This window comes from Pseudomonas sp. 14P_5.3_Bac1 (assembly GCF_025466135.1).
Lineage (GTDB): Bacteria > Pseudomonadota > Gammaproteobacteria > Pseudomonadales > Pseudomonadaceae > Aquipseudomonas.
Window position 1 is genome coordinate 36,879 of the sequence record NZ_JANLOF010000062.1, and the last position, 21,728, is coordinate 58,606.

Sequence of the window (21,728 nt, forward strand, 5' to 3'; positions counted from 1 at the left end):
ATCACCCACCCCTTAAGGAAGGAAAAACGGTCATGAAATTCTCCGCAGTCTCTCAATCCTTGTCCCGCTGGGCAGGCAGCGCCCGGACGTTCTATGCGGCCGTCGCGTTGATTTTCCTGTGGAGCCTGAGCGGACCCTATTTCCACTACAACGACACCTGGCAGCTGATCATCAACACCTCGACCACCATCATCACCTTCCTGATGGTCTTCCTGATCCAGAACACACAAAACCGCGACAACGACATCCTGCATATCAAGATCGACGAACTGCTGCGCGTCTCCAAGGATGCCCAGAACGCCGTGTTGAGCCTGGATGGCCTGGACCGCAAAGAACTGGAACAACTGCGCAAGCAATACCGCAGCATCGGTGACACCGGCACGGTCAGCTTGAGCTCCAGTTGTGGTGAAAGGGTCGACGATGCGCACCCCAACAAAACCGACTTGAATCAAGCCTGAAAAAAACGGCGGTTGGAAATCATCCAACCGCCGTTTTTCATTTCAGGTGACGCAATCAACCGTCGCCTTGATGACCTTTACCGTAAGTCGAGGCCAGGGCACGGGCTTTTTGCAGACGCTCTTCAAGCTTGGGCAGCGTCTCGTCCACCAGCGCTTTTATCTCTGGCACATCCGACGCCGCGCCTTCTTTCTTGAACAGGGCGATGGCGTCTTCGTTTTCCTTGACCTGCTGCGCGGTGTAGGCGGCGTCGAAGGAGTCGCCGTCCTTGAGTTCAGGCATCAGGGTTTCGGCCTTGTCGACGATCTTCTCGCGCGGGGCCACGGGCAAGTCGAGCTTCTTGGCGATGGCCGCCAAATGCTGGTTGGCCAGGGTGCGTTCGTTGATGACCTCGATGGTGTAGTCCTTGATTTCCTGGGACGACGTCCTGGCGTGGGCCATGCGACTGGTTTCGATATCGGCCATCCCTTTGGCCGAAGCCTGCTCGATGAATTCAGCAGGCGACTGGGCGAAAGCATTGCTGGCGCCGAGGCCCAGCAGCATCGCGAAACTGGCGGTGCGTAACCGGATAGCCATGCGGCTCATGATAGGTTCCTCCAGGGCAAAAATAGGCGCGGGGAAATACGCCCCGCCCTGAATTCGAATTTTCAGGGCGGCAAAGGTTTAGAAAAAACTCGCCAGCGCGACGAACGGTCGTCGTCGCCTCAAGCCGGTTTGCTGGCGAACAGCCCCGGTAACGCGTGCGCCAGGGCGTTAATGGCGAAGCCGATAAACATCACGCCACACAGCCTGGTGATCAGGATTTCATGCCGCTGGTACACCGTGCGCACGCGCTGGGCGCCCACCACGCCGATCAGAATCGCGTAAGCCAGCAGGCCGCCGATGAAACTCAGCAAGATCAACGACGGCAGCATTGCCCATGTCAGCAACTCGGCACGGCTGGACAGCAGCGCCGTAAAGGTTGCGACCGCCACCGGGTAGGCCTTGGGGTTGGTCAAGCCGAACAGAATGCCGTGCCAGAACGGATGGCGCGCCGCGCCCTGAGGCGCATCGCTGCTGCGGCGCTGGGTGCGAATCGCCCGCCAGCCAAGCCAGAACAAGTACCCACCGCTGAGCACGCCCAGCACATCAAAGGCACTGCTGCCGACTTCCCGCGCGCCCACAATGGCGACCAGTGCCGTACTGCACCACACCACATCACCCAGCAAGTGCCCGCACAGAAAACCCGCCCCGGCGCGACGACCACGAGACGCGCCGATACCAAATACCGCGAGGACGCCCGGCCCAGGCGTAATCCCATAGATAAAACCCGAAGCAAGAACGGCGAGCAGCAAGGATGGGGTCATGGACGCGACTCTGACAGGCGATTGAAGGTGCAGCGATTCTGCACGTTCTGGCGCTACGGGTAAAACTGCATGCCTGCATAAGGCTTGGCGCGGCAGGCGTGAAGGCGCGAAGCCAAGTCGCCGACATGCGCCTCGAGCTTGTGCCCATCGGGGTCGAGAAAGTAGAACGAGGCACCTTCACTGCGGTTGTCGCGCCACTCTTGCACCTCGGCGTCTCGCAAGCGCGCCACCAGCGCGGCGAACTCATGGGCGGCGGCGGTGAACGCGTAATGGGTGTAATCCGCCGCAGGTGTGGTTGAACGTGAAGGATCGAGCGACAGGCACAGCCACAAACCGGGCAATGAGAGGTACGCGCCCTGGTCCCAGGTGGCGTCGAGCTTAAGCTGCAGCAGCTCATGGTAGAAGCTGACGCTGCGGTTCAGGTCGGTAACGGCAAGGGTCAGGTGGTTGAAGCCTGAGAGCATGAGTGTTTTTTCCTGTGATCGATAGCCTTAGGACAGCACACCTTGCACCTGCCCAATCAGCCACTGCAACCCCGAATCGCCGCCCCGCCGTGCATGCCACGCCAGTTCAACGGCAAACGAGGGGATTTGAAACGGTGGCGGCACGGCCAGCAGATGCTGTTGATCGATGTTGAGCAAGCCCCTGGATGACACCGTCAGAATCAGGTCGGTGCCCTGGATCAGCTGCGGCGCCACGCCCCAATGCGGCAGGCTGATTGCCACATGGCGCCGTTCACGAATCGCCGTCAACGCCCGCTCGATTTCCGGCGTGCCGCTGCCGCGCATTTCCAACAGCACGTGCGGGCGCGACAAATAGGTGGGCAGGTCAAGCACGCCACTGGGTGGCAGGCTGTTGCGGTCGACCAGGCAGCTGTAATGCTCCTCAAACAAAGGCGTGGTGCGCAGTTCGGCGGGCATATCGGGGAATACCCCGGCGGCCAGGTCGATGTCGCCGTTGAGCACGGCGTCTACCATGCCTTCACGGCTGGCCTGGACGATTTGCAGGTCGATGCCAGGGGCTTCACGGCGCAGAACGCGGACCAGCGCCGGCAGGAAAATCGCCGCGCTGTAGTCCGACATCGCCACGCGAAACCTGCGCTTGGCCGACGCCGGGTCAAACCGGTTCGGCGCCAGCAGTGCTTGCACCTGGGCCAGGGCTTCAGCCAACGGCGTCGCCAACTCCAGGGCTCGCGCCGTCGGCACTAATGTTCCGCCCTGGCGCACGAGCAAGGGGTCACCCAGCAGATCCCGCAAACGCGCCAATGCATGGCTGACTGCCGGCTGGCTCAGGTGCAGACGCTCGGCGGCGCGGGTGACATGTTGCTCGCTGAGCAAGGCCTCCAGGATCACCAGCAGGTTGAGGTCGATGCGACGCAGATCATTCATCGGCTGCATGCTCAGCATAAGAATTTGGAATTTAAATTTTCGCGACGAATAGCCTAGAGTCCAGCAAAACCTCTGGGAGATTCGAAATGACGACGTTGCATTGGCTGGGTTTGCTGGCGCTGGCGGTGATCGCCGGGGCCGTGGTGCCGTTTCAAAGTGCGATCAACGCCAACCTCGTGCGCGGGCTCGGTCACCCGTTGTGGGCCACGCTGGCGTCACTGTTGGTGAGTATTATCGTGCTGCTGCCGGTCATTCTAGCGCTGCGCTTACCGCTGCCGAGCCTCGCGTTCATCACTCAAGCGCCGTTATGGATGTGGGCCGGGGGTGCCTTTGGCGTGTGCTTTATTTCCCTGGCGCTGATGCTATTGCCCAAGCTCGGCGCGTCGGGGTTCATTGCCTTGGCCATGGCCGGGCAGATTCTTGCCTCACTGTTGCTCGATCACTTCGGGCTATTCGGTCTGGTGGAGCGCCAACTGACAACGCCCCGCGTGTTGGGGGCGCTGTTGTTGATTGGCGGCGTGGTGTTGATTCAGTTCAGCAGCACGCCCGCCCGAGCGTTGGCAGCGACAGGCTGATCAGGCCTTGTCGAGCGTACGCAGCTTGTGTGGCAAGCCCCACAACAACAATGCCGCGGCCAACAGGGCGCACATGCCGATCACATACAGCGCCGGGGTGGTGCTGCCGGTGAGGTCCTTGATCCGCCCCACCATCACCGGGCTGACGATGCCGCCGAACTGACCGAGGGTGTTGATCACCGCGATGCCGCCGGCCGCACCGGCTCCCGCGCCCGCCAGCAGTTTGGGCGGCAAGGTCCAGAAGGTCGGGATCGAGGCGATGATGCCCGCGCCCAGCATGCCCAGGGCGATGATCAGGAACGTGGTGTGGTCGGCAAAAATCCCGGCGCTGAAAAAACCTATCGCCCCCAACACCACCAGGCCACAGACAAACTTGCGCCGCTCGCCGGTGGCGTCCGACAGCCGCCCGATCACCACCATACTGATCGCGCCGCACACATAGGGAATCGCGGTGAGCAGGCCGATCATCACCGGGCTCTGGGTGCCGGCGCTGCGGATCAACTGCGGTGCCCAGAAGTTGAGCCCGTAGGACGCGACTTGGATCAGGAAGTAGATAAAGCCGAGCATCAAGAAGCCTGGAATGCGGATCGCTGACAGCAGCGACCCCCCGTGCTGATTCGGCTCATGCCTGGCGATTTTGCTCGACAGCAAGGTCTTCTCTGCAGGCGTCAGCCACTGCGCGTCTTCGATACGGTCTTTGAGCAATGTCAGCACCAGAAAGCCCAGGCCGATGCAGGGCAAGCCGCCGAGCAGAAACAACCAGTGCCAGCCGCGCATCTGCAACACGCCGTCCAGATGTTCCAACACCAGCCCCGAGAACGGCGCGCCGACCAACCCCGCGAAGGCCGAAGCCAGGAACAGCAGCGAGGTGATGCGCCCACGAAAGTGTTGCGGGAACCACAAGGTCAGGTAATACAGCACGCCCGGCGCGAAGCCAGCCTCCATGGCGCCGATGATGAAACGCAGGCCGTAGAACTGCCACTCGGCGGTGACAAACACCATGGCCGCCGTGGCCAGGCCCCACGACATCATGATCCGCGCGATCCAGCGCCGCGCGCCGACCTTGTACAGCATCATGTTGCTCGGCACTTCGAAGATCACATAGCCGACCACAAACAGCCCGGCACCCAGGCCGTAAGCGGTGTCGCTCAGGCTCAGGTCGGTTTGCAGTTGGAACTTGGCGAAGCTGATGTTGATGCGGTCAAAAAACGCGAACAGGTAGCACACCATGATCAGCGGCATCAGGCGCCAGGCGACCTTGCTGACCAGGGCTTTTTCAGCATCGATCTCGGCGGCCGGGCGCGCGCCGGCCTCTAACGTATTAGTGCTCATGCTTTCTCTCCAGCGGGCTGCTCAACGGCGCCCGATTGTTTTTGTTGTCTGGTGCGGTGTTACAGCGTGGCGATGTAAGCGGGCGGCGGATGCAGGTCGCCGTTGCGCCCGGCCTTGGCCACCTGGCCGGGCAGCTCATGGCCAAGCAGCGCCGGCAGTCGGCGGGACATGTGCAACAGGTGCGGCAGGTCGATCCCGGTAGTAATCCCAACCTCCTCGCACAGGTTGACCAGGTCTTCGGTGCAGATATTGCCCGACGCCCCCGGCGCAAACGGGCAACCGCCGAGGCCGCCCAAGGCCGCATCAAATCGGCGCGCCCCCGCTTCGTAGGCCGCCAGCACATTGCACAAGCCCAGGCCGCGGGTGTTGTGAAAATGCAGGGTCAGATCGCTGGCTGGCACATGCTGCAATACCCGTTTGACCAGTCGCTCAACTTGGCGCGGGTTGGCCATGCCGGTGGTGTCGGCCAGGGTGATGCCCTGGATGCCCAACGCGCGATAGGCATCGACGATTTGCAGCACGCGGTCTTCATCAATCTTGCCTTCGAACGGGCAACCGAAGGTGGTGGCGATGCTGCCGTTGAGGCGTACCGGGTAGTCGGCGGCAAAGCTGACGATGTCTTCAAAGGCCGCCAACGAGGCCTCGCAACGCATGCGCATATTTGCCAGGTTGTGGGTCTGGCTGGCGGACATCACCAGGTTCAACTCATCGGCGCCGGACTCGATGGCGCGCTGAGCGCCCTTGAGGTTGGGGATCAACGCCACATAAATCACCCCGGGCTTGCGCGCGATGCCTTGGAACACCTGCTCGCCATCACGCAACGCGGGAATGGCCTTGGGCGAGACAAATGAACCGGCTTCGATCCGCGAAAACCCGGCCAGCGACAGCTGGTCGATCAACGCGATTTTGTCGGCGGTCTCGACCCAGGTCGGCTCGATCTGCAGGCCATCGCGCGGGGACACTTCCTGCACGATCAGCGGGTCGCAATACTCGGTGATCATTGCACCACTCCCGAGGTTTTCAGGCGTTGGATATCGGTATCGGTCAGGCCGAGGCTGCCGAGGATGTCGTCGGTGTGCTGGCCCAGGGTCGGGCCTTGCCAGTTCACCGCGCCGGGGGTTTCGGACAGCTTGGGCACGATGCCGGGCATTTTTACCGACACGCCACCAGGCAGTTCGGCATTGAGCAGCATGTCGCGCGCCTGGTAATGCGGGTCGCTGACGATATCGGCCACCGAATAGATGCGCCCGGCCGGCACCTCGGCAGCCTCCAGGGCGCTGAGCACCTGGTCGATGGGCAAGCTGCTGGTCCAGTGGGTGATCGCCGCGTCGAGCAAGCCACTTTTCGCCGCGCGGCCATCGTTATGGGCGAACTCCGGCGCGTCGGCCAGGTCGGCGCGGCCGATGGTGGTCATCAAACGCTTGTAGATCGGGTCACTGTTACCGGCGATCACCACATAGGCACCGTCGGCGGTCAGGTAGGTATTGGACGGCGCGATGCCGGGCAAGGCGCCGCCGCTGCGCTCGCGCACGTGGCCGAGCATGTCGTATTCAGGCACCAGGCTTTCCATCAGGTTGAACACGCTTTCGGCCAGCGACACATCGACAATCTGCCCGTCGCCCTGCCCGGTCTTGACCCGCAGCAGCGACATCAGCGCGCCGATCACACCGTGCAGTGACGCGAGGGAATCGCCCAGGCTCACGCCCACCCGCGCCGGTGGCGAGTCCGGGTTGCCGGTGGTGTAGCGGATGCCGCCCATGGCCTCGCCGATGGCCCCGAAGCCCGGGCGGTCGCGGTAGGGGCCGGTCTGGCCGTAGCCAGAGATGCGCACCAGGGTCAGCTTGGGGTTGAGGGCGTGCAACACGTCCCAGCCCAGGCCGAGTTTTTCCAGGCCACCGGGGCGCAGGTTTTCGATCAGCACGTCGGCGTCGCCGAGCAATTGCTTGATCACACCCAGGCCTTCCGGTGACTTGAGGTCCAACGCCAGGGATTTCTTGTTGCGCGATTGCAGGTACCACCACAGCGAAGTGCCTTCGTGCAGCTTTCGCCATTTACGAAGCGGATCGCCCTGACCCAGGGCTTCGATCTTGATCACCTCGGCGCCAAACTCGGCCATCAGCCGGGCGGCGAACGGCGCGGCAATCAGGGTGCCGATCTCAATCACCTTGATACCGCTCAATGGAGCCGTCATGGGGTGTGCCTCTTATTCTTGGAATGTGAGGCCAAGGCTAGAGGACAGCCGTGGGAGAAATCCAACCGTCAGTTGGCAAGCAGCGTTCGTGAATTGCGAACGGTTACGCCCTGTCGGCGCCCATCAGATCGCTCTCGCGGGCAAGCCCGGCTCCCACAGATGAGCGGGTTTCCCTGTGGCAGCCGGGCTTGCTCGCGATGAGGCCGTGCGTGTCTGAATTACGCTTGCGTCCCGCGCAGGTATTCAAACAACAGGCGACTCACTGGCGACAGCTGCGCCTGGTCACGTATCACCACAATCAAACTGCGATCCGACCAGGCATCCGTGAGCGGCACCGCGTGCAACCCCAACGCGCGGCCGAACAGCTCGTAAGCTTTTTGCGGCAGGATCCCGATGCCCATGTTCGCCTGAACCATCCGGCACATCGCATCAAACCCTGGCACGTGGATGCGCAGGCGCAGCATCTTGCCAGCCTCGCGCGCGGCCGCGTGGGTGCGCATATTGATCGAGCTGGCGGCATGCAGGCCAACGTAATCACTGTCGAGTGTTTCGTCGAACGCCAGGGTTTCGCGTGCGGCCAACGGATGCGCCGCCGGCATCAGCACCACCAGTTTGTCGTGGCGATAGGTCACGCTGGGCAGGCCTTTGGTGTCAGCGTCGCTGGAACAGATCCCAAGGTCGGCCACGCCGTCCAGCACGCCCTGTACCACGCCATTGCTGGGGCGTTCTTCCAGGTCGGTTTTCACCTCGGGGTGCAGCGCGCAAAAGTCCCGCAAGTCTTCCGGCAGAAACTGAATGATCGCCGACAGATTGGCCAGCATGCGCACATATCCGCGCACGCCATGGCTGTGCTCGCCCAGTTCCAGGCCCATTTTTTCGACGTTGAACAGCATCTGCCGCGCATGGTGCAACAGGGTTTCGCCCGCTGCCGTCAGGTCCATGCCCTTGGCCCGGCGCACGAACAGGCTGACGCCCAGCACCTGTTCCAGCTCCATCAGCCGCTTGCTCGCGGCCGACACTGCGATGGCTTCACGGGCTGCCGCGCGAGTCAATGTGCCCTCTTCAAACACCGCAACGAACAGCTGCAAGGTGATCAGATCCAGGCGACGCACCAGGCTCTTGTGCAACATCAGCTGCGCTCGGCGGCCAGGCGATTGATCTCGGCCTGCTCCACCACCGCGTTTGGCGCGCCATGGCGCACGGCCGCCAACATGGCCTGGCCGACGGTCTCGGTGCTCACTACCCAGGCGGGTTTGAGCCGACGCACAAACGTGAGCAGCGGCCCGAGCACGGAATAAAAGGATTGGTACAACGGCGTTTTCGAGCGCACGCCATGCAGCGGCTGGATCACCCCCGGCCGAAACAGGTACACCGCCTTGAACGGCAAGCGCAGCAAGGCGTTTTCGGTTTTGCCCTTGACCCGCGCCCACATCGACTTGCCCGCTTCGGAGCTGTCGGTGCCGGCGCCGGACACGTAGATAAAGGTCATCTGTGGGTTGAGCCGCGCCAGGGTACTGGCCGCGACCAGGGTCAGGTCATAGGTGAGGTGGGTGTACCTGGTTTCATTCATGCCCGCCGACGAAACGCCGAGGCAGAAGAAGCACGCATCAAACCCCTGCAGCAAGTTTTCCAGCGGCTGGAAATCCAGCATGTCGCTGTGCAGCACCTGATGCAGCTTGCCGTGTTCCTGGGTCAAGGGGGTGCGGCCAACGGCGACGACTTCCTGCACATCTGCGGCCAGCAGGCACTCGCGCAGCACGCCTTGGCCGACCATGCCGGTGGCGCCGAATAACAGAACTCTCATGGGGGGACCTCAGCGGCAAGCCGCAAGCTTCGTGCTCAAGTTGAATGCAGTTGAGCCTGTAGCTTATCGCTTGCCGCGTGCGACCGCCCTCTTTAGAACGCGCTGCGGAAAATCTCCTCGATCTGGCGCTGATCGGCGCGCCGCGGGTTGGTCAGCCCACAGGCGTCCTTCAACGCATTGGTGGCCAGCAGCGGAATGTCTTGCAGCTTGGCCCCCAGCTCGCGCAAGCCGGCCGGGATTTCAACCTCCTGGGCCAACGCACGGATGGCGGCAATGGCGGCCTGGGCGCCCTCTTCGGGCGTGATGCCCTTGATGTCGGCACCCAAGGCGCGCGCCACGTCGCTCAAGCGCTTGGCGCAGACGCTGGCGTTGAAGCTTTGTACGTGGGGCAGCAACACCGCGTTGCACACGCCATGGGGCAGGTCGTAAAGGCCGCCAAGTTGGTGGGCCATGGCGTGCACAAACCCCAGGGACGCATTGTTGAACGCCATCCCGGCGAGGAATTGCGCGTAGGCCATGTTTTCCCGCGCGACCTTGTCGCTGCCGTCGCGTACCGCCAGGCGCAGGTTGGCGCTGATCAGTTCGATTGCCTTGATCGCACAGGCGTCGGTGATCGGTGTGGCGGCGGTCGACACGTAGGCCTCGATGGCGTGGGTCAACGCGTCCATGCCGGTGGCGGCGGTCAGGCCCTTGGGCATGCCGACCATCAGCGTCGGATCGTTGACCGACAGCAGCGGCGTGACGTTGCGATCGACGATGGCCATCTTCACGTGGCGGGTTTCGTCGGTAATGATGCAAAAACGCGTCATCTCACTGGCAGTACCGGCGGTGGTGTTGATGGCCACCAGCGGCAGTTGCGGCTTGCTGGATTGATCAACGCCTTCGTAGTCGCCGATATGCCCGCCATTGGTGGCGCACAAGGCGATGCCCTTGGCGCAGTCATGGGGCGAACCGCCGCCCAGGGAGACCACGAAATCGCAGTGGCCGTGCTGCAACAGCGCCAGGCCTTTCTCGACGTTTTCCACATTGGGGTTGGGCTTGGCGCCATCGTAGATCACCGATTCGATGTCCTGCATCGCCAGCTTCTCGGCGATCATGCTGGCCACGCCCGCTTTGGCCAGGCCCGTGTCGGTGACGATCAGCGCTTTGCGAAAGCCGTAATTGCGGATGGCAGTCATGGCTTCGTCGAGGCAGTCGGTGCCCATGATGTTGACGGCGGGAATGAAGAAGGTGCTGCTCATGGCAAATCCTCAGAGGCGTTATGCCTACAGGATCCACCTGAGTTGGCCGCGGCATCTTGATCAGGATCAACGCCAGCTCGTGATAAAGTCACCACCCAGCCGATTTCGAGTAGACCCGCCGCAATGAAGGATTTCCAGGATATTGACGCCCACCTTGAAGACTGGAGCGCGCTGCGCAGCGCTGTCGACTTCAGTGGGATTCTGATCGGCAACGGCGCGAGCCGGGTGATTTGGGAAGACTTTGCCTACGACTCGCTGTTTGAAAACGCCCGCACCGTCGAAGAAAAACCCCTCAGCCAATCCGAGCTGAGTGTGTTTGACGCCCTGCAAACCCGCAGCTTCGAGCAAGCGCTGGGCGCACTGAAAACCACCAGCCGGGTCAACAAGGCGCTGGCGGTCAGCTCGGCGGCGCCGCGTAATCGCTACTACGCGATCAAGGAAGCGCTGATCAATACCATCCACGCCGTGCATATTCCGTGGCGCCTGGTGCAGCCGTCCACGCTGGCGACGATCAACGCGGAACTGGCCAACTACGCCACCGTCTTCACCAGCAACTACGACCTGCTCAACTACTGGGCCATCCTGCACACGCCGGGCATCGATGACCTGTTTCGCAGCGCCGACTCAAGCTTCGACCTGCGCAACACCCGCACCGACGCCACGCGCATTCTGTACCTGCACGGCGGCCTGCACCTGGTGCGCAACCTCGACGGTACGGCGCGCAAATTGCCGTCCACCGACAGCACGTTGCTGAGCAGTTTTGCGATCAACAACACGATCAAGACCCTGGACGACGTGCCGCTGTTTGTCAGCGAAGGCAAGGTGGAAGAGAAGCTCAAGACCATCCGCAGTTCGGACTATTTGTCGTTCTGTTATGAGCAGTTGCTGACCCATACGGGCGCGCTGTGCATTTTCGGCCACGACCTGGGGCCGCAGGATAAGCACTTGGTGGATGCGCTTTGCCAGGCCAGGATCACGACCCTGGCGATTTCGGTGTCGGGGCGCAGCGATGGGTTTATCCGCCAGCAGAAGCGCCGGTATTCAGAGTTGTTTGAGGGCAGCGGTGTGGAGTTGAAGTTTTTTGCGGCGCGCACCCATCCGTTGGGTAATTCGGCGCTCTCGGTGCCGGTCGAGCGCTGATCCCCCGAACAAAGAAGATCAAAATATGGGAGCTGGCTTGCCTGCGATAACGGTGGGTCAGCTTGCATATTTGTCACTGATACACCGCTTTCGCAGGCAAGCCAGCTCCCACATTGATCGCATTTCAAATAGCGATTGCACTTACTCTTCCGAACTGTGCACCACCACCAACAACTGCGCCTGCACCTCTCCCACCGAGCGAATCCGGTGGGGCTTTTGCGCATTGAAATGCAGCGCATCGCCGCGCGCCAGAATCACCCGTTCGCTCATGAAATCCACTTCTACCTGGCCTTCATGCACGAACAAAAACTCCTCCCCAACATGCTCCTTGAAGGTCTTGTCAGTGAACTGCGCCGGCGGGTAGATGATGAACGGCAGCAAGCTGCGCTCGCTCACCTGATGGGCCAGCACCGCATAACCTGGCGCGGTGTCGGGCCGCTCGTGGCTGCGCACCAGGCTGTAGCTGTCGAGGCTGACGCTGTCTTCGCTGAACAGCTCTTCGACCTTTACGTTCAGCGCCTTGGCCAGCTTCAACGCGGCGGCGATCGACGGCGTGTTGAGCCCGCGCTCAACCTTGGACAGGTAACTCTTGGTCATCCCGGATTTTTCGGCCAGGGCTTCAAGGGTCACGCCAAGTTTTTTTCTCAATAATTTCAAACGGATAGACATGTGCTGCGTTTAATCCATGCAGAAAAGCCAAGGCTGCGCTTGCTAATGACACAAAGTGTCATATAGCATCTTTAGTGTCATTTGCGTTCACCCAACGACCTTGCGAGCAGCGGGAGAGCAGCAAACCCGACGTCCATTGAACCACCCAAGGGACACCGATATGGCCAAGACATTAGCACTCCCCAAAGACCAACTGGTCAAGCAAGCACTGATGCAGATGCAAAACACCCTGGCGGATAATACGTGGACCGACCGGCAAAAGCTGGCGCTCACGTGCCGCATCCTGTTCGAGCACGGCCACGACTCTGGTCTGGCTGGGCAGATCACCGCCCGCGGGCCAACGCCTGGCACCTATTACACGCAGCAATTGGGCCTGGGTTTTGACGAGATAACCGCCAGCAATTTGCTGCTGGTCAATGAGGACCTGGAGGTTTTGGAAGGCCACGGCATTCCCAACCCGGCCAACCGTTTTCACACCTGGGTGTACCGTGGGCGGCCGGATGTGAACTGCATCATCCATACGCACCCCACGCATATCGCCGCACTGTCGATGCTCGAAGTGCCCCTGCAGGTGTCGCACATGGACCTCTGCCCGCTGTACGAAGACTGCGCATTTTTGGAGGCCTGGCCGGGTGTGCCGGTGGGCAATGAGGAAGGCGAGATCATCACCGCTGCGTTGGGCGACAAGCGTGCGATTTTGCTCTCGCACCACGGCCAGCTGTCCACCGGGGCGAGTATCGAGGAAGCCTGCGTGATCGCGCAGTTGATCGAGCGTGCGGCCAAGTTGCAACTGCTGGCGATGGCGGCAGGCACGATTAAGCCGATCCTGCCGGAACTTGGCCGCGAAGCGCATGACTGGATCTCCAAGCCCAAGCGCCACGGCGCCGCGTTCAACTACTACGCCCGGCAGAACCTGCGACAACACGCCGATTGCCTGAACTGATTGCCCTTTTTCAAGCGGAGACTCTTTATGTCCAACCCCACTCTTCACGGCATCATCGGTTACACCATCACCCCGTTCAGCGCCGACGGCCAGCGCATTGACCTCGACGCCCTCGGCCGCTCCATCGACCGGTTGATCGACAACGGCGTGCACGCCATCGCGCCGTTGGGCAGCACCGGCGAAGGCGCGTATTTGAGCGATGCGGAGTGGGATGAGGTCAGCGCCTACAGCCTGGCAAAAATCGCCAGACGCGTACCGACGGTCGTCAGCGTGTCCGACCTGACCACCGCCAAAGCCGTGCGTCGCGCGCGTTACGCCGAAGCCAATGGCGCCGATGTGGTGATGGTGCTGCCGGCCTCGTACTGGAAGCTCAGCGAAGCGGAAATCGTTGCTCACTACGCCGCGATTGGCGACAGCATCGGCGTGCCGATCATGCTCTACAACAACCCGGCCACCAGCGGCACGGACATGTCGGTGGACTTGATCCTGCGCATCGTCAAGCAGGTGGCGAACGTGACCATGGTCAAGGAAAGCACCGGCGATATTCAGCGCATGCACCAGTTGCGTCGTCACAGTGACGTGCCGTTTTACAACGGCTGCAACCCGCTGGCCCTGGAAGCGTTTGCGGCAGGCGCCAAGGGTTGGTGCACGGCGGCGCCGAACCTGATCCCGAAGCTCAACCTGGAGTTGTATAACGCGGTGCTGGCCAATGACCTGACACTGGCGCGGGAATTGTTCTATCGCCAGTTGCCGCTGCTGGAATTCATCCTCAAAGGCGGTTTGCCGGCGACGATCAAGGCTGGGCTGCGGTTGACCGGGTTGGAGGCGGGTGATCCACGCTTGCCGGTGTTCCCGCTGAGTGAAGCGGGGATCGAGCAGTTGAAGACATTGTTGCGCTAGAACCGTGGTCCCTGTGGGAGCTGGCTTGCCTGCGATAGCGAGGGTGACTTCACCACCGCTATCGCAGGCAAGCCAGCTCCCACATTTTGACTGAGTGCATCGGTTACTTAGAGACAAATGACAATAGTTCTCGATATCATTCGCGGCTTTTCTACGTCGTGCTTCGTCAAGAAGGATATCCATGTCTCGTCCCAAGCCCGACCCGTTGTCGGCCGATGCCTTTCGCGGGTTTTATGCAGACATTCTGTATTTCCTGCGCAAACGCACGGACAACGCCAGCGACGCGGCGGACATGACCCAGGATGTCTTCACCCAATGGCTGGACTACCGCGACCGCGCCAAGGTCGAGCAGCCACGGGCGTTTCTGTTCCAGATGGCGCGCAATTTGCTGCGCGATCACTGGCGTAAACAGAAGGTACGGCAGAGCGTCCACTCAGACCCGGCCTCAAGGGACGCCGAGCCGGTCACCGACGAGCAAAACGACCCCATGGCCGCCGCGCAACGCTTGCAACGCCTGGAACAGTTGAAAGAAGTCCTCGCCGAGCTCTCGCCCCGCAGGCGAGAAGCCCTTATGCTGCACCGCTTCGAAGGCCTGAGCCAGGCGCAGATCGCCGAGCGCATGGGCATTTCGACCAGCATGGTGGAAAAGCACATCGCCTTGGCGCTGCTGCATTGCAAGCGACGCCTTCAACACGAACCCGGCACGGAGCAGCCAGAATGAACCGCCTGAGCGACCTTGACGCGCTGGACATCGAAGCGAGCGACTCCATCGATGCCCAAGCCGCCAGCTGGTTTGCCCGCAACCGCAGTCACATGGGGCGCGCCGACCGCAGGGCCTTTGCTGCCTGGCAGGCCGAACCCGCCCATGCGCGTGCCTATGCTGAGTTCGAGCAACTGTGGGCCGACCTCGCCCAGTTGCAGCAATTGAACAAACCGGTGCCGTTGCCCAAGCGCAAGCCGTCGCTCTGGCGCCCTGCCCTGGCGGTGGCGGCCGCGCTGGTGTGCGCCGTGCTGGCCACACCTATCGGCGCACCGCGCGAGCTTTATCACAGCCAGGTTGCCGCGCATGCCAAAGGCATGCGCACCCTGAACCTGCCCGATGGCAGCACCCTGTACGTGAATGCCAACACACGCCTGCGCGTGGATTTCAGCGCCCACCAACGCATCCTTCACCTGGACAAGGGCCAGCTCTACATCGACGTCGCCGCCGACAAGGAACGGCCGCTGTACGTGCAAGCCGGCGAGGCGAATGTGCGGGTGGTCGGCACCGGTTTCGATGTGCGGCGCAGCCAGCAGCAGCTGGTGGTCAGCGTCGCCCATGGCCAGGTGGCGTTCGAGCCCGACAGCAAAAGCCCGGTGAGCGTGCTCGGCGCTCAACAACGCGCTATCTACAGCTACGCCAAGGGCACAGTGCAACAACAAACCCTGAGCGCTGAAGAAGTGGCGGACTGGCGCAGCGGGCACCTGTCGTTTCGCAACCGCGACCTCGCCAGCCTGATCGACGAGCTGAGCCTCTATCGGCCGCAGGCACCGCTGCAGGTCAGCAAATCAGTGGCACACCTGAAGGTCTCGGGCAATCTGGATGTGAATGACCCGGACGCCCTGCTCAACGCACTGCCTGCCCTGCTGCCGGTGAAAACCGTGGCCTCGGCCGATGGCGTGGTGAGAATCGAACCCATCAAGTAAGACTGGTATAGCCACACTTGAGAATATTTTGCATTCGCATGTGTGGTTTTTTTGGCCTGCCCCGTCTTCCTCCCGACTGTGTTTGATACGCACACCTTTTTGGCTATTTGGCCACCCCGGGGGATTTCATGTTTCGCGCGCCTTGCCACGCTTCGCACCTGTTTGTTCGACCGACGCTGATTGCCACCTGCCTGGCGTTCAGCCTCAATGCCCAGGCCGAATCCTTCAAGCTGCAACTGCCCGCCCAGTCGCTGGCCACGTCCCTGAGCCAAGTGGCGCAGCAGGCGAAAATCCAGCTGCTGTTCGATGAAACACTGCTCAAGAACGTGCAGGCGCCGGCGCTCAATGGCGACTTCACCCCCGACGTGGCGATTCGCAGCCTGCTCAAAAACGGCGAGTTCACCCTGATCAAGGTCGGCACCACCTACGTGGTCCGCCCCGACGAGGGCAAGACCACCCAGAGCAGCGCGATCCAGCTGGACGCCCTCAGCGTGATTGGCACCGGTACCGAAGTCGACTCAAGCACCGTCAACCGCTCCACCCTCAGCCAGGCCGACATCGACCGCTACCAGTCCAATAACATCCCCAGCCTGTTGCAGACCTTGCCCGGCGTGAGCCAGGGCGGTTCGCTCAAACCCGGTGGCCAGACCATTAACATCCGTGGTTTCGGCGATGCCGAAGATGTGCCGTTGACCGTCGACGGTGCCACCAAAAGCGGCTTTGAGCGCTACCAGCAAGGCACGGTGTTTATCGAGCCCGAGCTGATCAAGAGCATCGAGGTGGAGAAAGGCCCCAACTCACCGTTCACCGGCAACGGCGGCTTTGGCGGCACGGTCAACATGACCACCAAAGATGCCCCGGACCTGCTTCAGGACGGTCGCAACAGCGGCGCGATGCTCAAGTACGGCTACTCCAGCAACGACCACGAACAGGTTTACAGCGGTGCCGTGTATGGCCGCACCGACGACGGCCGTTTCGACGCGCTGGCCTACCTGACTCAGCGCGACGGCGGCGACATGAAAGTGGCCGCCAAGCTGCCCAACGACAACAACGAATACCCGGTCAACCCGCAGCGCCTGCCCAACAGCGCCCAGGATGTGGACGGCAAGTTGTTCAAGGTCAACGCCCACTTGACCGAAGAGCACAGCGTCGGGCTTTCCTACTCGCGTTCCCACAGCAATCGCTGGACACCGTTTTCTGCTGCCAGCTACCCGACGCCGCCGACCCAGGCCAATATCGATCGCTACGGCTACGAAGGGGCGTTGAAGCGTTTTTTAGCCCAACGTGACACCGTCGACACCACCTGGTCGGGCAAGTATGAATACCAGCCCGTGGACAACCCGCTGGTGGACCTGACCGTCAAATATTCCCAGTCCAACACCGACCAGACCGACGAGCGCGACGCCACGGCGTTTTTCCAGCTGGCCACCGGCGGGCGCAAGATGGACACGTCCTACACCGACAAAAACCTCGACATCCGCAACGTCAGCCTGTTTGACACCGGGCCCTTGCAGCATGCGGTCACCGTGGGTGGGCAGATCCGCAAGCACATCCGCGAAACCGAGATGTGGATGCCGGGCACCACCTACAACACGGCGCGCTACAACTACGGGCATTTCCAGCCGGGTTTCATGCCCCACGGCAAGGTCGATACCCAGAGCTTGTTTGTCCAGGATGCGGTGACCGTGGGCGATGTAACCATCACCCCGTCCCTGCGCTACGACCACGTGCGCAACCGCGGCGAAGGCAACGATGCGCCGTACTACAACAACCCGGACCCGTCGTTCGGCCACGATTACAGCGACCGCACCTACACCGGCTGGTCGCCACGCCTGGCGTTGTTCTGGAACGTCACCCCGAACCTGGGGTTGTTCGCCAACTGGAGCAAAACCTGGCGCGCGCCGGTCATCGACGAGCAGTATGAAGTGCAAGGCCTGGGCAGCCGCACTGCCACCAGCGTCGACCTCGACCCGGAGCGCATCACGTCGATCACCGTGGGCAGCGTCGTCAGCTTCGATAACCTGATCGCCCACGACGACAACCTGCAAGTGCGCACCACGCTGTTCCACAACAAAGTCGAAGACGAAATCTTCAAGGCCACCGGCGTCGGCTGCCAGAACCAGGCCGTCAACGGCGGCACGATTTCCAGCGCCTGCCCGGCCGGGGCGATGCCCAATTACCGCAACATCGGCGGCCTGACCATCAAGGGCTTTGAACTCGAATCGTTCTATAACTCCACCTACTTGTTCGGCTCGGTGTCGTTCGCCTACGCCAAAGGTGATCACCAAGGCGCCTACACCAACCCATGGGGGCCGGATGTGGCGGCACGTGACATTCCACCGACTAAATGGGTGCTGGTGCTGGGCACCAATATTCCCGCCTGGGATGCCCAGGTAGGCTGGATAGGCCAGTTCATCGGCGCCACCGGCCGCTTGCCCAGCGACACATATTCCGGCGGGCCGGGCAGCAGCGTGGGCGACCTGTTCTACGACCAGTACGGTAACAAGGCCTACAACACCCAGGGACTGTTCGCCAAATGGAAACCGCAACAGGCTTACCTGAAAGGCACCGAGGTGAATGTCACCGTGGACAACCTGCTCAACAACGACTTCCGCCCGGCCCTGAGTGGCGACCGTGCCTACACCAAAGGGCGCGATGCGAAGATCAGCATTACGCGGTTCTTCTAAGGTTAGGCGCTGCGGGGGTCTGGGTTAGTCTGCACGACCGAGGCGAGCCCTTCGCAGCCTCGCTAAAGCTCGACAGCTCCCACATGGATCTCCATTTGCTCGCGATCTTCGGTGGGCGCTGTCGAGGCGGCGAAGGCGGCGGCACTGCCAACCCGAGCGTTTGCAACTGTACGGATAAATCCGCACCCAGCTGTAGGCCAGCAATCGGCGAGGGTTGTGGCTAGATGGGCTTCCCTTGAAGCCCTCTCGATTCGGGTCCCCATCATGAGTTCGCGCGAAAACACCGGCATGGCCCTCGGCCTGCTGGGCGTCATCATCTTCAGCCTCACCTTGCCGTTCACCCGCATCGTCGTGCAGGAAGTCCATCCGTTGCTCAACGGCCTGGGCCGCGCCTTGTTCGCGGCGATTCCGGCGGCGGCGCTGTTGCTGTGGCGCCGCGAGCGCTGGCCCACCTGGCGCCAGGTGCGCGGGCTGTGCCTGGTGATAGCTGGCGTGATCCTCGGTTTTCCGGTGCTCTCGGCCTGGGCCATGCAAACCTTGCCAGCCTCCCATGGCGCGCTGGTCAACGGCCTGCAGCCGCTGTGCGTGGCGCTGTATGCGGCGTGGCTGTCCCATGAGCGGCCGTCAAAAGCCTTCTGGGCCTGTGCGGCGCTGGGCAGTGCATTGGTGTTGAGTTACGCGTTGATCACCGGTGCCGGCAGTGTCCAGGCCGGTGATTTGCTGATGCTCGGCGCGATTGCCGTAGGCGGCCTGGGGTATGCCGAAGGTGGCCGCCTGGCCAAGGAAATGGGCGGCTGGCAGGTGATCTGCTGGGCGCTGGTGCTGTCGACGCCGGTGTTGATCGGCCCGGTGTGGTACCTGGCGGCGCAGCATCAAGGGGCGATTTCCACGCGTGCCTGGTGGGCGTTTGGTTACGTGTCGCTGTTCTCGCAGTTCCTGGGGTTCTTCGCCTGGTACGCCGGGTTGGCCATGGGCGGCATTGCGCGGGTCAGCCAGATCCAGTTGCTGCAGATCTTCTTCACCATCGCGTTTTCAGCGTTGTTTTTTGGTGAGCATATCGAGCCGATCACCTGGCTGTTTGCCTGCGGGGTGATCGTGACGGTGATGCTGGGGCGCAAGACGGCGGTGCAGCCAGCGCCTGCCGCCAAGGTGAACGCAATCTAATCTGAAGGCACGCGTGTGTGGGAGCTGGCTTGTGTGGGAGCTGGCTTGCCTGCGATGCAGACAACTCGGTCTATCAGAAAACCGAGGTGACGCCATCGCGGGCAAGCCCGGCTCCCACACAAGCTCACTCCCACAGGAGCTCTGTGTTCAGTTCAAGAACCCATCCGCGCGCAGCAGGGTTTCCAGGCAGTGTTCGCTGATCTGGTAGAACGCCTTCAGCGCCTGGATTTTCTCCAGCAACTGCGCGTTGTCCACCGGCTCGCTGCGCTTGATCGCCAGGATCATCTTGTTCTTGTTGGTGTGTTCCAACGAGATGAACTCGAACACCTTGGTCTCATAACCGCAGGCCTCGAGGTACAGCGCACGCAGGCTGTCGGTGACCATTTCCGCCTGTTGGCCCAGGTGCAGGCCGTATTGCAGCATCGGCTTGAGCAGCACCGGGCTCTGGATCTGCAGGCGAATCTGTTTGTGGCAGCACGGCGAGCACATGATGATCGACGCGCCCGAACGAATACCGGTGTGGATAGCGTAATCGGTGGCAATGTCACAGGCATGCAGCGCAATCATCACGTCCAGGTCGCTCGGCGCCACGCTGCGCACGTCACCGCACTTGAACACCAGCCCCGGGTGTTCCAGGCGTGCGGCCGCGCTGTTGCACAACGTCACCATGTCTTCGCGCAGTTCCACGCCAGTCACTTCGCCCTCGGCCTTGAGGGTGTTGCGCAGGTAATCGTGGATGGCGAAGGTCAGGTAACCCTTGCCCGAACCGAAATCGGCGACGCGCACCGGCTGGTCCAGTTTCAGCGGCGACGAGGTCAGCGCATGGCTGAACACTTCGATGAACTTGTTGATCTGTTTCCACTTGCGCGACATCGACGGGATCAGCGCCTGCTTGGCGTCGGTCACGCCCAGGTCGGCGAGGAATGGCCGGCTCAGGTCAAGGAAGCGATTTTTCTCGCGGTTGTGCTCGGCGGACGGCGCCTCACGCAGTTGCTGGGGCTTGCTTTTGAACAGCGAGCTTTTGTTCTTCTTGCTGTATTCCAGCTGGGCTTCGTCGGTCAGCGCCAGCAAATGCGCATTCTTGAACGAGGAAGGCAGCAGCGCAGCAATCGCTGCCACGCCCTCGGCCAGCGGCAAGTTCTTGGTGATATCGCGGGTCTTGTAGCGGTAGACGAAGGACAGGCAGGCCTGCTCCTTGACCTCTACCGGCTTGATGATCAGCCGTTGCAATTCGGCTTCTTCACCCACGTACTTGGCCAGCACCAGCTTGATAAACGCATTCTGCGCCAGGCTTGCGCTCAGCAGTTCGATGAACTGGGCGTGATGATCCGGCGCAGGGCGGGCAGGTTGAGCGGTGACGGACATGAACAAAAACGCCTCGGGCTGGGAATGCCGGGCATTTTAGGGGGGATAGCCCATCAGGGCACGGAGTTATTTGATCAACGGTCGATTCGTCCAGCCTGCACAAATCCAAATGTGGGAGGGGGCTTGCCCCCGATGGCAGTGTGTCAAGCAACTCATTTGGAGCTGATACACCGCAATCGGGGGCAAGCCCCCTCCCACATTTTTGCTCCAGTGGAGTTTGGGTTATTCGAGTACGACCAGGCGGTTGGGCAGTTCATTACGGGTTTGCGTCACCGGCACATGCACCTTGAGCAACTCGCCGCAGGCCTCGATGCACGCAATAAACCCGGTCAATGTCTGCCCCTGTTTCACTTGCTGAGTGAACGCCTTGACGATGGCGTCCCAACTGCTGTCATCCAGGCGTTTGGAAATGCCCTCGTCCACCAGGATTTCCACATAGCGCTCCGCCTCGCTGACAAAAATCAGCACCCCAGTGCCGCCCAGCGTGTGGTGCAGGTTCTGCTCCAGAAACTGGCGGCGCGCCAGGTTCGACGCGCGCCAATGCCGCACTGAACGCGGGATCAGACGCGTGGTGACTTTCGGCAGGCGAAACACCAGGCACAACACGATAAACGTCGCCCACTGTGCCAGCAGCAAGGTGTACATGGTCAGGTAGCCCGACAGGTAATGCACGATGCCAGGCACCACCAGGGCGATCAGACTGGCCCAGAGCAGCGGGATATAGGCGTAATCATCGGCACGGGCCGCCAGCACGGTGACCAGTTCGGCATCGGTGGTTTTTTCGACCCGAGCGATCGCCTCAGCGACCTGGCGTTGCTCGTGTTCACTCAGTAGTGCCATG

22 protein-coding genes are annotated in these 21,728 nt (G+C 61.7%); 9 read left to right on the forward strand and 13 right to left on the reverse strand.

Features of this window, described 5'->3' with window-relative positions:
- Positions 1 to 32: 32 nt before the first annotated feature.
- Positions 33 to 458 carry a low affinity iron permease family protein gene (locus NTD89_RS16905; protein ID WP_145162849.1) on the forward strand — a complete coding sequence of 142 codons (426 nt, stop codon included), beginning with the start codon at positions 33 to 35 and terminating at the stop codon, positions 456 to 458.
- Between the two features lie 55 nt (positions 459 to 513).
- Here the strand turns inward: NTD89_RS16905 and NTD89_RS16910 are convergent, their stop codons facing one another.
- The 4 genes from NTD89_RS16910 to NTD89_RS16925 form a co-directional block, all read right to left on the reverse strand.
- Positions 514 to 1,041 carry a DUF4142 domain-containing protein gene (locus NTD89_RS16910; protein WP_106577041.1) on the reverse strand — a complete coding sequence of 176 codons (528 nt, stop codon included), beginning with the start codon at positions 1,039 to 1,041 and terminating at the stop codon, positions 514 to 516.
- 119 nt (positions 1,042 to 1,160) lie between these two features.
- The gene (locus NTD89_RS16915) at positions 1,161 to 1,802 is read right to left on the reverse strand and encodes a LysE family translocator (protein ID WP_145162847.1); all 642 of its coding nucleotides are present in this window, start codon (positions 1,800 to 1,802) and stop codon (positions 1,161 to 1,163) included.
- Between the two features lie 53 nt (positions 1,803 to 1,855).
- Positions 1,856 to 2,266 (reverse strand): fosfomycin resistance glutathione transferase, encoded by a 411-nt coding sequence (fos, locus tag NTD89_RS16920; protein ID WP_262208708.1) that lies wholly within the window; start codon positions 2,264 to 2,266, stop codon positions 1,856 to 1,858.
- Positions 2,267 to 2,293: 27 nt separating this feature from the next.
- Complete coding sequence (locus NTD89_RS16925; protein ID WP_410017220.1) at positions 2,294 to 3,199, reverse strand: LysR family transcriptional regulator; 906 nt, start codon at positions 3,197 to 3,199, stop codon at positions 2,294 to 2,296.
- Between the two features lie 77 nt (positions 3,200 to 3,276).
- Between NTD89_RS16925 and NTD89_RS16930 the strand changes: the two genes are divergently transcribed.
- A complete protein-coding gene (locus tag NTD89_RS16930) occupies positions 3,277 to 3,765 on the forward strand; it encodes a DMT family transporter (protein WP_262208711.1) in 489 nt (162 codons plus the stop codon).
- On the opposite strand, the gene NTD89_RS16935 is transcribed toward NTD89_RS16930, so the two are convergent.
- The 6 genes from NTD89_RS16935 to yiaY form a co-directional block, all read right to left on the reverse strand.
- Entirely contained in the window at positions 3,766 to 5,097 is a 1,332-nt protein-coding gene (locus tag NTD89_RS16935; protein ID WP_145162839.1) for an MFS transporter, read from the reverse strand.
- Positions 5,098 to 5,156: 59 nt separating this feature from the next.
- A complete protein-coding gene (locus tag NTD89_RS16940) occupies positions 5,157 to 6,098 on the reverse strand; it encodes a hydroxymethylglutaryl-CoA lyase (protein WP_262208712.1) in 942 nt (313 codons plus the stop codon).
- Positions 6,095 to 7,288, reverse strand: a complete 1,194-nt coding sequence (locus NTD89_RS16945) for a CaiB/BaiF CoA transferase family protein (protein ID WP_262208713.1) — start codon at positions 7,286 to 7,288, stop codon at positions 6,095 to 6,097. The genes NTD89_RS16940 and NTD89_RS16945 overlap by 4 nt, the downstream gene beginning before the upstream one ends.
- Positions 7,289 to 7,506: 218 nt before the next feature.
- A complete protein-coding gene (locus NTD89_RS16950; protein WP_262208714.1) occupies positions 7,507 to 8,418 on the reverse strand; it encodes a LysR family transcriptional regulator in 912 nt (303 codons plus the stop codon).
- Complete coding sequence (locus tag NTD89_RS16955) at positions 8,418 to 9,092, reverse strand: NAD(P)H-binding protein (protein WP_145162831.1); 675 nt, start codon at positions 9,090 to 9,092, stop codon at positions 8,418 to 8,420. The genes NTD89_RS16950 and NTD89_RS16955 overlap by 1 nt, the downstream gene beginning before the upstream one ends.
- Before the next feature lie 92 nt (positions 9,093 to 9,184).
- Complete coding sequence (gene yiaY / locus NTD89_RS16960) at positions 9,185 to 10,333, reverse strand: L-threonine dehydrogenase (RefSeq protein WP_262208717.1); 1,149 nt, start codon at positions 10,331 to 10,333, stop codon at positions 9,185 to 9,187.
- 123 nt (positions 10,334 to 10,456) lie between these two features.
- On the opposite strand from yiaY, the gene NTD89_RS16965 reads away from it, so the two are divergent.
- On the forward strand, positions 10,457 to 11,473 hold the full coding sequence (locus tag NTD89_RS16965) for a DUF4917 family protein (RefSeq protein WP_262208718.1): 1,017 nt from the start codon (positions 10,457 to 10,459) through the stop codon (positions 11,471 to 11,473).
- A gap of 141 nt (positions 11,474 to 11,614) precedes the next feature.
- On the opposite strand, the gene NTD89_RS16970 is transcribed toward NTD89_RS16965, so the two are convergent.
- Positions 11,615 to 12,142, reverse strand: coding sequence for a helix-turn-helix domain-containing protein (locus NTD89_RS16970; RefSeq protein ID WP_242194137.1), 528 nt, complete (start codon positions 12,140 to 12,142; stop codon positions 11,615 to 11,617).
- Between the two features lie 160 nt (positions 12,143 to 12,302).
- On the opposite strand from NTD89_RS16970, the gene NTD89_RS16975 reads away from it, so the two are divergent.
- From NTD89_RS16975 to NTD89_RS17000, 6 genes are all read left to right on the forward strand, one after another.
- Positions 12,303 to 13,085, forward strand: a complete 783-nt coding sequence (locus tag NTD89_RS16975) for an aldolase (protein ID WP_145162823.1) — start codon at positions 12,303 to 12,305, stop codon at positions 13,083 to 13,085.
- A gap of 27 nt (positions 13,086 to 13,112) precedes the next feature.
- The gene (locus tag NTD89_RS16980) at positions 13,113 to 13,985 is read left to right on the forward strand and encodes a dihydrodipicolinate synthase family protein (RefSeq protein ID WP_262208723.1); all 873 of its coding nucleotides are present in this window, start codon (positions 13,113 to 13,115) and stop codon (positions 13,983 to 13,985) included.
- 181 nt (positions 13,986 to 14,166) lie between these two features.
- Positions 14,167 to 14,706 (forward strand): RNA polymerase sigma factor, encoded by a 540-nt coding sequence (locus NTD89_RS16985; RefSeq protein ID WP_262208724.1) that lies wholly within the window; start codon positions 14,167 to 14,169, stop codon positions 14,704 to 14,706.
- Positions 14,703 to 15,671, forward strand: a complete 969-nt coding sequence (locus NTD89_RS16990; RefSeq protein WP_262208726.1) for a FecR family protein — start codon at positions 14,703 to 14,705, stop codon at positions 15,669 to 15,671. Before NTD89_RS16985 ends, NTD89_RS16990 begins: the two co-directional genes overlap by 4 nt.
- Positions 15,672 to 15,799: 128 nt before the next feature.
- Positions 15,800 to 18,358 carry a TonB-dependent receptor gene (locus NTD89_RS16995; protein WP_262208728.1) on the forward strand — a complete coding sequence of 853 codons (2,559 nt, stop codon included), beginning with the start codon at positions 15,800 to 15,802 and terminating at the stop codon, positions 18,356 to 18,358.
- 264 nt (positions 18,359 to 18,622) lie between these two features.
- Entirely contained in the window at positions 18,623 to 19,522 is a 900-nt protein-coding gene (locus tag NTD89_RS17000; protein ID WP_145162815.1) for a DMT family transporter, read from the forward strand.
- A 147-nt stretch (positions 19,523 to 19,669) separates the two neighbouring features.
- Here NTD89_RS17000 and NTD89_RS17005 read toward each other — a convergent pair whose 3' ends face one another.
- Together NTD89_RS17005 and NTD89_RS17010 are read right to left on the reverse strand one after the other, a co-directional pair.
- Positions 19,670 to 20,887, reverse strand: coding sequence for a class I SAM-dependent methyltransferase (locus NTD89_RS17005; protein ID WP_262208730.1), 1,218 nt, complete (start codon positions 20,885 to 20,887; stop codon positions 19,670 to 19,672).
- A 222-nt stretch (positions 20,888 to 21,109) separates the two neighbouring features.
- Complete coding sequence (locus tag NTD89_RS17010; protein ID WP_262208731.1) at positions 21,110 to 21,727, reverse strand: TPM domain-containing protein; 618 nt, start codon at positions 21,725 to 21,727, stop codon at positions 21,110 to 21,112.
- Position 21,728: the final 1 nt, after the last annotated feature.